Genomic DNA, 12,517 nt, shown 5'->3' on the forward strand with positions numbered 1-12,517 from the left:
TTTTCAACTATACTTCCCCCTGCATCTCATATCATTTTTATTTTTCTTCTTTCTTTACAATCGTTGAGACGGTTTCTAAAAACGCCTCTTTTCCATAAAATTCCTGGTTCAATAGTTCCGGAAATATCTCTTTAAAGAAATACTGAACAGAAGGCCGATGTTCAAAGCTTTTAATCGTAGTCACTGCCTCAATGAACATCTCCTTATAAACTTTTTCCGGGTTATTTTTGATGATTTCATCAAAAGATTCATAAAGAAGGTCAACCTTATCTGAAATGGCTAATAGTTCTCCTTCTACGGTTTCATCTTTTCCTTCGAACAACCGACGGCGATAAACTTCTTGGAACTCAGCTGGAATCTCTTGGTTGATGAATTCGTCCGTCATCTTTTCTTCAACTGTTTGCAGCATCCCTCTTAACTCTTTGCTTGCGTATTTCACCGGCGTTTTGATATCACCAATAAAACGCTCTGTGTAGTCATGATTCAATGATTTTTCATAGAGCAGTTTCCAATCGATCGGTTGTCCATTCGCTTCTTCAATGTCTCCTAGAACTTGCGCAATAGATGCTACACGATACGAATGTGCTGCAACTGTATGCTCTGTATATTTAAAAAATCCAGGTGCCCTTGTGATCGTCTCTAAATTGTTCAATCCTAAAATAAATTCATTCAACCCCATAAAAGTTACCTCCCTTTGAGATTTCTTTTTCCGAATATCATATCATTAAATAACTGATATTCGCAACATTTCCGCTCTTTACCATTTTTGAAACAGCTCCCTTACCAAAAAATAGAGAAAATCTATATATAATAGAAAAAAGAGAAGAGATTATTCTCTTCTTTCTGCTAACCAGTCTTAGAAAAATGAATTTTAAAAAAATCAAAAACTGATCACGATAGAAGTTTCTTTTCATACCTGATGAAAAGATGCTTCTCGCAATCAGTTTTTGGATTTTTGCTATTCCAATTGATGATTCTGGAGACACAAATCGGATTTCTCTATCTTCATCAAGCGCGCTTAAATCTGCCAATTTTCAGGATCTTTTTTCCATTCTTTTAGCAGAGTTAATTCTTGCTCATCGATATAACGATCTTCTAAAGCTGCTTCAATCAATACAGAATAATTGGTCAACGTCATAAGAGGGATTTCGGCTTTTTCGAAATTTGCTTTTCCTTTTGGCAACTCATACGTAAAGATAGCCGCAACACCAAGGATATCCGCACCTTCTCTTTTTGCTGCTTCAGCTGCTTCCAAGACACTTCCGCCTGTAGAAATCAAATCCTCGATCACAACCATCTTCTGACCTTCAAATATACGTCCTTCGATTTGGTTACCTTTCCCATGATCTTTCGCCTTACTTCGAATATAGACCATTGGCAAATCCAGTATTTCCGCTACCCATGCGGCATGAGGGATTCCTGCTGTTGCAGTTCCAGCAATCACTTGTACTTCAGGGTAAGCTTCTTTGATTTTGCTTGCTAATCCTTTTGCGATCTCTTTTCGGACTTTTGGATAGCTCATCGTGATTCGGTTATCACAGTAAATTGGGCTTTTGATTCCACTTGCCCATGTAAAAGGATTACTTGGATTTAAAAATACTGCTTCAATTTCTAATAAGTCTTTTGCGATACTTTGTTCAACATTCATTTTAGGTTAGCTCCATTCTGTTTGAATCGTTTGATATGCTTTATAAGGATTAGTTGACTGAGTGATTGGTCGACCTATAACGATAAAAGTTGAGCCGATCTTTTTTGCCTGAGAAGGTGTGACTACTCTTGTCTGATCTCCTGCGACTGTTCCTTCTGGTCTTATACCCGGAGTTAAGCAAACAAATTCGTCTCCTGCCATTTCTTTGATCGCTTCTACTTCCCAAGCAGAAGAAACCACACCATCTAATCCTGCTTTTTTGGCACAGCTAGCATAATGGATCACACTTTTTTCTAAAGAAACTTCGATTAGTTGATCGGCATGCATTTCTTCTTCACTTGTAGAAGTAAGCTGAGTGATAGCTAGAAGTAGCGGACGTTTTCCACCTTCTGGAGTCCCCTCTTCTAATCCTCGCATTGCCGCCTCCATCATACGAATACCGCCAGCGGCATGAACACAGGTGAGATCAACACCAAGCTTTGCCAATCCCCGCATTGCTTTTTCGACCGTATTCGGAATATCGTGAAGTTTCAGATCTAAAAATACATTATGACCAGCCTCTTTTAGATAACGTACGATTTCAGGTCCTTCTTGGTAGAACAATTCCATTCCGATTTTCACAAACAATTTTTCTTCTTTCGGGAAAAATCGAAGAAAGTCTTCTACCTCTTGCCTAGTTGAAAAATCTAATGCAATAATTGGTCGTTGGTCTAGTTGATTCATCGTTCACGTTCCTCTCTCACTTCTTTGATTAATCTTTCCAGCGATTCGATGCCTAGTTCGCTCATTCGCACAGGGAGCTCTTTAATTAGTTTAGGACAGATATACGGATCGGTGAAATTCGCGGTCCCTATAGCTACAGCACTTGCTCCAGCCATAAACATCTCAAGAACATCATCCACTGTCTGCACGCCGCCCATCCCAATGATTGGAAGGCTGGATATACTTGCTACTTGGTGAATCAAACGAATAGCGACAGGCTTGATTGCTGGTCCGGAGAGTCCACCTGTTTGATTGGCTAAAATCGGTTTTCTTGTCTTAAGGTCAATCCGCATACCAAGAAGAGTATTGATCATCGTAAACCCATCTGCCCCTCCAGCTTCGATTGCCTGAGCGATTGGAACGATGTCTGTTACATTTGGGGACAATTTGACATAGACAGGAACAGAAGAAACTTTCTTTACTGCTTGTGTTAATTGAAAAGCAACATCAGAATCTGTTCCAAAAGCAATTCCGCCATGTTTGACATTTGGGCAAGAAATGTTCAGCTCGATTGCTTTCACATTTGGTGCTTCGCCAATTTTGCTACAAACTTCTACATAGTCTTCTTCACAAGCACCAGCAACATTTGCGATGATGGGTAACTCATTGTACTCCTCTAATTCTGGAAGAAGTTTATGCATAACAACGTCTAGACCAGGATTTTGCAAACCAATTGCATTCAACATGCCAGATGGTGTTTCCGCCACTCTTGGCGTGGGATTGCCAAAGCGGGCATTTGGAGTCGTTGCCTTGACCATGATCGATCCAAGCTGATTCAAATCATAGTATTTTCCGTATTCTTTGCCAAAACCGAAACAGCCGCTTGCCGGCATGATAGGATTTTTTAATTCTAGGCCAGGAAGTTTGACCGCTAAAGGATTCTCATTCATATAATTACCTCTCCTATTTTAAAAATCGGTCCTTCGTCACAAACTTTCACACTTTTTGTTCCTGTTTCATCTTCCGGCGTATGACAAACGCAAGCATAGCAAGCCCCTATCCCACATGCCATGCGGGATTCTAATGATAACTGGACATTTTGATGCGAAGAAAACAGCTGTTCCACTGTCTTCAATAACCCGTTTGAACCACATGCAAAAACAGCTGTAGGTTCCGTCTTCGTTCCTAACAATAAATTACCGACATTTCCGTGCATACCGTATGTTCCATCGTCAGTAGCGATTCTTGTTTCTCCTAGACGATTAAATTCTTTTTCATAATAAACGACTTCATGTGTGGCAAAACCTAAAAAATGCGTTGGCTTAATTCCTTTTTCGACTAACTGTTTTGATAACTCATATAGAGGAGGGACACCGATTCCTCCACCGATTATAAATACTTCGTCTCCTGTATGAAGATTGGACAAATCAAAACCATTGCCTAAAGGACCCATGACATCTAAATGGTCTCCGGCAGAAAGAGTAGAGAAGACTCTAGTCCCCTCACCTTCCACCCGATAAATGATACGGCAAGTATTTGTTTCGTGGTCGATATGATTCAAGCTAATCGGTCGGCGTAATAGCAAGTCTGCACGCGGCACGAGAATATGCAAGAACTGTCCTGGTTGCTGCATTTCTTTTACTAGATCACCTTTCAATGTCATTTCAAAAATCTTTGGTGCCAGCTGTTTTTGCTGAACGATTTCCATCATTTCTTGTTTCATCTGTCCCCTCCTGCAACGGTTTTTCGTCTTTTTGTCTTAACATGTGCTCGCCGTTAAATAGGGTTAGTTGAAAAAGCACGGGATTCCATCACTCGAACGATCGCATCTGCTGTGTCTAAAGAAGTAAACAATGGAATACCATGTTCAACTGCTTCTCTTCGGATGATGAAACCGTCTTTAGAAGCATTTCCCCGATCTTTATCAATCGTATTGACAACCACTTGTGTTTTACCATCTCTTATTAAGTCGACTACATTTTTTTCTGCTGCTTCCTCAGAAATTTTCGCTACTGTTTCAACGACCAGACCATTTTTTTCGAAATAAGCAGCTGTATGTTTCGTTCCTATCAGACTATAGCCAATTTCTGTAAAACGTTTAGCTAATTCTAGTGCTTCTTCTTTTGTTTCGTCCGCAATCGTAAATAATACGGCTCCATATTCAGGCAAGTGTAATCCAGAAGCTTCGAATGCCTTGTACAAAGCTTTGTCTAATTGTCTGTCAGATCCCATTACTTCTCCAGTCGATTTCATTTCAGGCCCTAAGTAAGTATCAACTTTCTGCAATTTCGTAAAAGAAAAGACAGGTGCTTTAACATGAACTTCTTTTGTTTCTGGATAAAGTCCGTTTTCATAACCAAGTGTCTTTAGTTTCTCTCCCAAAATAGCTTTCGTCGCAATTTGTGCCATTGGAATTCCTGTCACCTTACTTAAGAATGGAACAGTCCGACTTGCTCGAGGATTGACTTCGATCACATAAACCTCATTTTCATGGATGACAAACTGGATATTCATCATCCCGACACAATTCAAACCTAATGCTAAGCGGATCGTGTAATCTTCGATCGTTTTCTTGATCGATTCAGATAATGTTTGAGGTGGATACACAGCCATTGAATCCCCTGAATGGACACCAGCACGCTCAATATGCTCCATGATCCCTGGGATGAGTACTGTTTCACCGTCACAAATCGCATCCACTTCGCATTCACCACCAAGCAAGTAACGGTCCACTAGTACTGGATGTTCTGGAGATGCTTTCACAGCATGTTCCATGTAATCTTCTAAATCTCGCTGGTTTTCAACGATTTCCATCGCACGTCCGCCTAATACATAGCTTGGACGAACAAGAACTGGATAACCAATTCTCGAAGCGATAACCACGGCTTCTTCTTTACTTGTAGCAGTATCCCCTAAAGGTTGAGGAATATCCAACTCTTTCAGCGCTTGCTCGAATAAATCACGATTTTCCGCACGATCCAAGTCTTCGATCGTTGTCCCTAAGATTTTTACACCAGCAGCAGTCAAAGGTTCGGCTAAGTTGATTGCTGTCTGACCACCAAATTGAACGATTACTCCTATCGGCTGTTCTAGCTCGATCACATTCATCACATCTTCGAAGGTCAATGGCTCAAAATATAATTTATCCGAAATAGAAAAGTCAGTCGAAACTGTTTCAGGATTGCTGTTCATGATGATTGCTTCGTATCCTGCCTGCTGGATTGCTTTGACAGAATGCACAGTCGCATAGTCAAATTCAACCCCTTGTCCGATACGGATAGGACCAGATCCCAGTACTAGAATTGAGGGCTTTTCTGATCGTGAACTTTCATTTTCATATTCATAGGAACTATAAAAATAAGGTGTTTTTGATTCGAATTCCGCTGCACAAGTGTCAACCATCTTATATACAGGAATCAAATCATTTTCTTTTCTCATCTGGCGAACGGCTTCTTCGTTTATTTCCCACAGCTCCGCCACTTTTTTGTCTGTAAAACCGTTTTGTTTCGCTGTTTTCAATATCTTGTCATCCAACGGCTGCTGTTTCAACTGCTGTTCGATTTCTACGATATGCAACAGTTTATCTAAAAAGAATAAATCGATTTTTGTCAAATCCGCTAATTCTTCTATGGTGTACCCTCTTCTAATAGCTTCAGCTACATAAAACAGGCGATCATCTTGTGCTCGAACCACTTTTTGGATTAGGTCATCGTCCGTGATGTCTGCCAACTCAGGAAGTTCGATATGGTGTGTACCGATTTCTAAAGAACGCACAGCTTTCAATAAAGACTCTTCGATATTCCGACCGATAGCCATCACTTCACCAGTTGCTTTCATCTGCGTGCCTAAAAGCCGTTCTCCGTTTTCAAACTTATCAAACGGCCAGCGAGGAATTTTAGCTACAACATAATCTAATGCAGGTTCAAATTCTGCAAAAGTCGTTCCTGTAACAGGATTTTTCATTTCGTCTAATGTTAATCCAAGCGCTATTTTAGCAGCTAGCTTAGCGATCGGATAGCCAGTCGCCTTACTTGCTAACGCAGATGAACGAGAAACACGCGGATTGACTTCAATCACATAATAATTAAAACTATGTGGATCAAGAGCGAGTTGGACGTTACAGCCTCCCTCGATCTTAAGTGCTCGAATAATCGAAAGAGAAGCATCACGAAGCATTTGATATTCATGGTCAGACAATGTTTGACTAGGGGCAAATACGATAGAATCACCTGTATGGATACCCACCGGGTCAAAATTTTCCATATTGCAGACAACGATTGCATTATCAGCCGAATCTCTCATCACTTCATATTCAATTTCTTTAAAACCTGCAATACTTCGTTCAATCAAACATTGGGTAGCGGGGGAAAGACTTAATCCATTTTCTGATACGATACGTAATTCTTCTTCATTTTCACACATACCTCCACCAGTTCCGCCTAAAGTAAAGGCTGGACGAACGATGACAGGATAGCCGATTTTATTTGCAAAATCTACAGCTTCTTCTACTGTATTGACGATTTCAGACTCGGGGATTGGCTGATTCAATTCTTTCATCAACTGTTTGAATAGATCACGATCTTCTGCTTGATCGATCGCAGAAAGCTTTGTTCCTAGAAGTTCTATGTTCAATTCTTCTAAAATACCTGATGCTGCCAGCTCCATTGCCATATTGAGGCCTGTCTGTCCGCCTAAAGTTGGAAGGAGAGCATCTGGACGCTCTTTTCGAAGAATCCTTGATACAAATTCAAGTGTGATCGGTTCGATATATACTTGATCTGCCACTTCTTTATCCGTCATGATCGTCGCAGGATTAGAATTTACTAAAACCACTTCATATCCTTCTTCTTTTAAGGCAAGGCAGGCTTGTGTTCCTGCGTAGTCAAATTCTGCGGCTTGACCAATGATGATCGGACCAGATCCAATCACCATAATTTTCTTGATATCTGTACGTTTCGGCATCTGTTTACTGCTCCTTTCCTGCGTCCATCATTTCCATAAATTCATCAAATAAATGTAGTGCATCATGCGGACCAGGGGCAGCATCTGGATGAAACTGCACACTGAAAGCGGGATAATCTCTGTGTTTGACTCCTTCTACTGTTCCGTCATTTACTTCTACATGAGTTACGATGAGTTTTTCTGGATCAATCGTGGCTTCATCGACTGCATAGCCATGATTTTGAGAAGTAAAATCAATTCTTCCGGTCGCTACTTCTCGTACCGGGTGATTTAATCCTCGATGTCCGAATTTCATTTTATAGGTATCTGCACCGTTGGCTAAAGCAAATAACTGGTGACCGAGACAAATACCAAAAATCGGTACTTTTCCTTGGATTTTTTTGATCATTTCGATTGCTTCTGGCACATCTTTTGGATCACCAGGTCCATTCGTCAGCATGACTCCGTCTGGTGATAGCGCTAAAATCGTCTCGGCATCTGTGTTATAGGGAAGTACTGTGAGGTTACAGTTTCTTTTACTCAATTCTCGTAAAATACTATGTTTCAAGCCGAAGTCAATGACAATGACTTTCCGACCTGTTCCTGGACTTGGATAAGGTTTGTTAGTTGAGACTTGCTGCACTTGATTGGTTGCTAGAACGGTTGCTTTCAGCTGATCAAATGCATGTTCGAAGGAATCTCCAGCATCAACGATACTAGCTTTCATCGTTCCGACTTCACGGATTTTGCGAGTAAGGGCGCGCGTATCGATACCTGATATTCCAGGAATTCCTTTTTGTTTCAAAAATGAATCTAGCGTCATTTGGTTTCGCCAGTTTGAAGCTACACGTGCATGTTCTTTTACTACTACTCCTTTGCATGTTGGAGAAATCGATTCATAATCATCTCTATTTACCCCATAATTACCCACCATAGGATAGGTAAATGTAATGATTTGACCGTTAAAACTTTGATCAGTGATAGTTTCTTGATAACCAGTCATACTTGTTGTAAAAACGATTTCTCCGAAGACACTAGCATCTGCACCAAAAGCCTTTCCTTCGAAAACTGTTCCATCTTCTAATATAAGCAAACGTTCCATACTTTTATTCTCCCTTCTGCCACACAAGTTTTCCGTTGACAAAAGTCATTTGTGTTTCGCCTTTTACTTTCCAGCCGATAAAAGGTGTATTCTCCCCTTTTGATAAAAAGTCTTCTTTATCGATCGTGCAAGTTTGTGTAATATCAAAAACTGCTACATCAGCGGGGGCACCAACCGTTAGCGTTCCTGCATTCAAACCAAAAATCTCAGCCGGTTTAACTGCCAACCAATTGATCACTTGTTCCAACGTGAATCGACCAGTTTCTACAAAATGAGTATAGATCAGTTGAAACGCTGTTTCGCTTCCTACGATACCAAATGGTGATTTCATGAAACTTTGGCTTTTTTCTTCTAATCCATGGGGGGCATGGTCTGTAGCGATGCAATCGATCGTACCGTCAAGCAAGCCTTCGATCAAAGCTTCTCTGTCCTCCCGTCCTCTTAGCGGCGGGTTCATTTTCCAAAAGCCGAAATCTTCGGGAATATCTTCGTCGATCAAAATAAGATGATGGGGTGAAACTTCTGCTGTTACGTGGATTCCTGCTTTTTTTGCGTCTCTGATTACACGGACACTTTCTTTAGTAGAAACATGGCAAACATGGTAATGAACACCAGTTGCTTCAGCTAGCAACAGATCTCTAGCAATTTGAGAAGACTCGGTTACGCTTAAGATCCCGGGAAGACCAAGTTCTTCTGCCTTCTTGCCAGCGTGCATAACGCCGCCAAATAATAAAGATTCATCTTCTGTATGGGCTACTAGGGCTTTATTGTTTTTTGCAGCTTCTTTCATAGCCAGATACATCGTCCCAGCTGTTTGGACACCTACACCGTCATTTGTGAAAGCAAAAGCACCTTCTTCAATCAGTGCTTCTTGATCAACTAATTTCTCACTTCGCAGATTTTCTGTGATTGGCGCATACTGCAATACCTTCACAACTGCATCTTTTCTAATGATGTCATATACTTGTCTCAGCTTTTCTGCCGTATCAGGTACAGGATTTAAATTCGGCATCGCGCATACAGTAGTGAAACCGCCACGAGCAGCTGAGCGAGTCCCAGCTTCGATCGTCTCCTTGTATGTAAATCCTGGCTCTCTCAAATGAACATGGACGTCCACTAAACCAGGTGTGATCAATTGTCCCTTTGCATCAAACACTTCATCAAATTCGGCTTCTGAGAATCCTGTACCGATTGCTTTGATTCGCCCATCTTCTATCCAAATTTCTGCTGGTGTCGTCATATTTTTTCGTGTATTGATCTGACCGTTTTTAATGAGTGTTTTCATTTTTTCATCCTCCTATAATTACGCTTTTCCATTTAGCACTGCTTCTAAGATTGCCATTCTGACGAATACTCCATTGCTCATTTGCTGAACGATCCGCGACTGTAATCCTTCCACTAATGAATCAGCTAATTCTACATCGCGGTTAACTGGTGCTGGGTGCATAATGATTGCATGTTTTTGCAACTTCTTCGCACGCTCAACTGTTAACCCATGTTCCTGATGGTAGCCTTCTTTTGAGAAACTTTCTTTTCCATCATGGCGTTCGTGTTGCACCCGAAGCATCATCATGACATCAACTTGATCTAGTAGTTCATCCAATGGCATATAATGTCCGTACACTTCGAATTCATCGTCGTACCATTCTCTAGGACCTGAGAAGAATACTTGTGCGCCTAGACGTTTTAACATCTGCATATTGGATTTAGCTACGCGAGAGTGAGTGATATCACCTACGATGGCAACTTTCAGACCTTCAAAATGACCAAATTCTTCATAAATGGTCATCAAATCAAGCAAGCATTGGGTTGGATGCTGTCCGCTTCCGTCTCCTCCATTGATAATCGAACACTGGATTGTTTTACTTTGTATCAGTTCGTCATAATAGTTCTCATCACCATGACGGATAACCGCTACGTCTACGCCTAATGCTGACATCGTCAGTACTGTATCGTATAGTGTTTCCCCTTTTTGGACAGAGCTTGTGCTTGCTTCAAATTCAATCACTTCTAGCCCTAGTTTTTTCTCCGCTACATCGAAGCTTTTATGTGTGCGAGTACTATTTTCGAAAAAGAGGTTTGTAGCAAAGTACTGGCGCTTTTGCGGAGTCCAATTAGCACCTTGCTTGAATTCCTGCCCTCTGCGGATCAAGCCCATAACTTCTTGATCAGTAAGTGCCTCAACGGTCAATAAATGCTTTAAGCTGATACGTTCTGATTTGATGATCATAATGTTTCCTCCTTAGTTTTCTTCGCTTCGTGAAGTTTCTGGTAAGATAAGATTTAAAATGATGCCAAGTACAGTTGCTAATGCCATTGCCGACAATGTAAATGTGCCTACTTCAAAGACGAGTCCGCCAATTCCTACTACTAAGATAACTGAAGCAATCAACAGATTTTTCTTTTTATCAAAATCGATTTTGTTCTCGATTAAAATCTTCATTCCACTTGCGGCAATTACTCCAAATAAGATAAAACTGATTCCTGAGATGACTGGTCCAGGGATACTTAAAATCAAAGCGCTTAATTTTCCTACGAATCCTAAAATGACTGCAAATACTGCAGCTCCACCGATCACAAACACGCTATGGACACGTGTGATAGCCAGAACACCAATGTTTTCACCGTAACTTGTTACAGGAGGACCTCCGACAAAGGCTGCCACGATTTGTGCTAACCCATCACCTGTCAACGTCTTATGAAGACCCGGTTCTTCAAAGAAATTACGTTTAGTTAGTTTATTCAATACCATAAGATGGCCGATATGCTCTGTCATCGTCACAAAAGCGATGGGTGCCATTGTTGTGATTGCTCCAAGATATAGCTTTGGTTCATATTGTACAAAGGGAATCTCAAAGTTAGGAACAGCAAACCAGGCAGCGTCTACGATTGGCTTAGTATCCACGATTCCAAACAGCAAGGCTACGATGTATCCGCTAATGATACCTAGTAAAATCGGAATCAATCCGAGAAAACCTCTTAGCCACATGTTGAAGAAAATTGTTAATCCTAATGTGATCAGCGCTACAGCAATATACTTGAAATCATACGTGCCCTGATTATACATAGCATTTGTTGCTGCATTTGCCGCAAGTCCCAACCCGATAACCATGATGACTGGACCGACGACGATTGGAGGCAAGATTTTATCCAGCCATGCTGAACCGATCTTTTTGATGATCAGCGCAACAATCAAATAGACTAATCCAGTTGTGACTGCTCCTTGTGCAATCGCTGGATAACCATCTGTTTTCATCAAAAGCTGCATCGCTGCAATGAAAGCGAAGCTGCTTCCTAAGTACGCAGGTATCTTTCCTTTAGTAGTAAATAAGTACACCAATGTACCTAGTCCTGAACTGACTAGCGCAATACCTGGATCGATACCTACTAAGATGGGGACTAACACGGTTGCTCCGAACATCGTGAACAAGTGTTGTAAACTTAATCCTACCCAATGTCCTGGGGTTGGGCGATCGTGGATATCTAACACCACGTCATCATTATGAAATCCTTTTTTCTCCGACATGTTTCTCTCTCCTCTAATCTTCCTCTTTCAAAATCATGATGCGATCTTGTCCATCAAGCTCTTGCATCTCTACTAAAATCTCTTCCGCCCGAGATGTTGGAATGTTCTTCCCAACATAATCTGCACGGATTGGCAATTCTCGATGCCCACGATCGACCAGGACTGCTAATGAAATTTTTCTTGGTCTGCCAAAATCCATTACTGCGTCCATTGCTGCTCGAATCGTTCGTCCTGTATACAAAACATCATCAATCAAAATAACTTCTTTTCCTTCTAAGGAAACTGGGATGTCAGAAGAATGAAGTTCCGGTTCTTCTGGATTTTCTTTTTTGTCATCTCGGTATAAAGTGATATCCAGTTCTCCTACAGGAATATCGATATCTTCTAGCTGCTTCAGGCGTTCGGCAATTCTTGATGCAATGTAGATTCCTCGTGTTTTGATACCTACCAATACGATATCTTGGATACTATGGTTTCTCTCGATAATCTCATAAGTAATTCGAGTCAATGCTCGCTTCATGGTTACCTGATCTACTACTTCTTTTGCTTGCATTTTCATTCCCCCTACTTTTTTGCATAAAAAAACTCCTGCCCTAAG

The 12,517-nt window shown here is 41.0% G+C and carries 12 protein-coding genes; all 12 read right to left on the reverse strand.

The window, feature by feature from the left end; all coding sequences use genetic code 11:
* Positions 1-37: 37 nt before the first annotated feature.
* The 12 genes from PYW34_RS06485 to pyrR are packed head-to-tail and all read right to left on the reverse strand — an operon-like array spanning position 38 to position 12,472.
* Complete coding sequence (locus PYW34_RS06485) at positions 38-679, reverse strand: YfbR-like 5'-deoxynucleotidase (protein WP_002288886.1); 642 nt, start codon at positions 677-679, stop codon at positions 38-40.
* A gap of 37 nt (positions 680-716) precedes the next feature.
* Positions 717-1,031 carry a hypothetical protein gene (locus PYW34_RS06490; RefSeq protein ID WP_002288892.1) on the reverse strand — a complete coding sequence of 105 codons (315 nt, stop codon included), beginning with the start codon at positions 1,029-1,031 and terminating at the stop codon, positions 717-719.
* Positions 1,019-1,648, reverse strand: coding sequence for an orotate phosphoribosyltransferase (gene pyrE / locus PYW34_RS06495; protein ID WP_002288884.1), 630 nt, complete (start codon positions 1,646-1,648; stop codon positions 1,019-1,021). The genes PYW34_RS06490 and pyrE overlap by 13 nt, the downstream gene beginning before the upstream one ends.
* Positions 1,649-1,654: 6 nt before the next feature.
* Positions 1,655-2,371 (reverse strand): orotidine-5'-phosphate decarboxylase, encoded by a 717-nt coding sequence (gene pyrF, locus PYW34_RS06500; protein ID WP_002288882.1) that lies wholly within the window; start codon positions 2,369-2,371, stop codon positions 1,655-1,657.
* Positions 2,368-3,300 carry a dihydroorotate dehydrogenase gene (locus tag PYW34_RS06505; RefSeq protein WP_002288880.1) on the reverse strand — a complete coding sequence of 311 codons (933 nt, stop codon included), beginning with the start codon at positions 3,298-3,300 and terminating at the stop codon, positions 2,368-2,370. Before PYW34_RS06505 ends, pyrF begins: the two co-directional genes overlap by 4 nt.
* Entirely contained in the window at positions 3,297-4,073 is a 777-nt protein-coding gene (locus PYW34_RS06510) for a dihydroorotate dehydrogenase electron transfer subunit (RefSeq protein ID WP_002288879.1), read from the reverse strand. The genes PYW34_RS06505 and PYW34_RS06510 overlap by 4 nt, the downstream gene beginning before the upstream one ends.
* 53 nt (positions 4,074-4,126) lie before the next feature.
* The gene (gene carB, locus PYW34_RS06515; RefSeq protein ID WP_002288878.1) at positions 4,127-7,312 is read right to left on the reverse strand and encodes a carbamoyl-phosphate synthase large subunit; all 3,186 of its coding nucleotides are present in this window, start codon (positions 7,310-7,312) and stop codon (positions 4,127-4,129) included.
* Positions 7,313-7,316: 4 nt separating this feature from the next.
* The gene (locus PYW34_RS06520) at positions 7,317-8,393 is read right to left on the reverse strand and encodes a carbamoyl phosphate synthase small subunit (RefSeq protein WP_002288877.1); all 1,077 of its coding nucleotides are present in this window, start codon (positions 8,391-8,393) and stop codon (positions 7,317-7,319) included.
* 4 nt (positions 8,394-8,397) lie between these two features.
* Positions 8,398-9,678, reverse strand: a complete 1,281-nt coding sequence (locus tag PYW34_RS06525; RefSeq protein ID WP_002288875.1) for a dihydroorotase — start codon at positions 9,676-9,678, stop codon at positions 8,398-8,400.
* An 18-nt stretch (positions 9,679-9,696) separates the two neighbouring features.
* The gene (locus PYW34_RS06530) at positions 9,697-10,623 is read right to left on the reverse strand and encodes an aspartate carbamoyltransferase catalytic subunit (protein WP_002288872.1); all 927 of its coding nucleotides are present in this window, start codon (positions 10,621-10,623) and stop codon (positions 9,697-9,699) included.
* 12 nt (positions 10,624-10,635) lie between these two features.
* On the reverse strand, positions 10,636-11,919 hold the full coding sequence (locus PYW34_RS06535) for a solute carrier family 23 protein (RefSeq protein ID WP_002288870.1): 1,284 nt from the start codon (positions 11,917-11,919) through the stop codon (positions 10,636-10,638).
* A gap of 13 nt (positions 11,920-11,932) precedes the next feature.
* Entirely contained in the window at positions 11,933-12,472 is a 540-nt protein-coding gene (pyrR, locus tag PYW34_RS06540; protein WP_002295862.1) for a bifunctional pyr operon transcriptional regulator/uracil phosphoribosyltransferase PyrR, read from the reverse strand.
* Positions 12,473-12,517: the final 45 nt, after the last annotated feature.

It is taken from the genome of Enterococcus faecium, assembly GCF_029023785.1.
Taxonomy (GTDB): domain Bacteria; phylum Bacillota; class Bacilli; order Lactobacillales; family Enterococcaceae; genus Enterococcus_B; species Enterococcus_B faecium.

What these genes read in the sequence shown, in the direction of transcription:
- PYW34_RS06485 (WP_002288886.1), bottom strand. Translation starts at nt 679, where the DNA reads ATGGGGTTGAATGAATTTATTTTAGGATTGAACAATTTAGAGACGATC.
- pyrE (WP_002288884.1), bottom strand. Translation starts at nt 1,648, where the DNA reads ATGAATGTTGAACAAAGTATCGCAAAAGACTTATTAGAAATTGAAGCA.
- pyrF (WP_002288882.1), bottom strand. Translation starts at nt 2,371, where the DNA reads ATGAATCAACTAGACCAACGACCAATTATTGCATTAGATTTTTCAACT.
- PYW34_RS06505 (WP_002288880.1), bottom strand. Translation starts at nt 3,300, where the DNA reads ATGAATGAGAATCCTTTAGCGGTCAAACTTCCTGGCCTAGAATTAAAA.
- PYW34_RS06510 (WP_002288879.1), bottom strand. Translation starts at nt 4,073, where the DNA reads ATGAAACAAGAAATGATGGAAATCGTTCAGCAAAAACAGCTGGCACCA.
- carB (WP_002288878.1), bottom strand. Translation starts at nt 7,312, where the DNA reads ATGCCGAAACGTACAGATATCAAGAAAATTATGGTGATTGGATCTGGT.
- PYW34_RS06520 (WP_002288877.1), bottom strand. Translation starts at nt 8,393, where the DNA reads ATGGAACGTTTGCTTATATTAGAAGATGGAACAGTTTTCGAAGGAAAG.
- PYW34_RS06525 (WP_002288875.1), bottom strand. Translation starts at nt 9,678, where the DNA reads ATGAAAACACTCATTAAAAACGGTCAGATCAATACACGAAAAAATATG.
- PYW34_RS06530 (WP_002288872.1), bottom strand. Translation starts at nt 10,623, where the DNA reads ATGATCATCAAATCAGAACGTATCAGCTTAAAGCATTTATTGACCGTT.
- PYW34_RS06535 (WP_002288870.1), bottom strand. Translation starts at nt 11,919, where the DNA reads ATGTCGGAGAAAAAAGGATTTCATAATGATGACGTGGTGTTAGATATC.
- pyrR (WP_002295862.1), bottom strand. Translation starts at nt 12,472, where the DNA reads ATGCAAGCAAAAGAAGTAGTAGATCAGGTAACCATGAAGCGAGCATTG.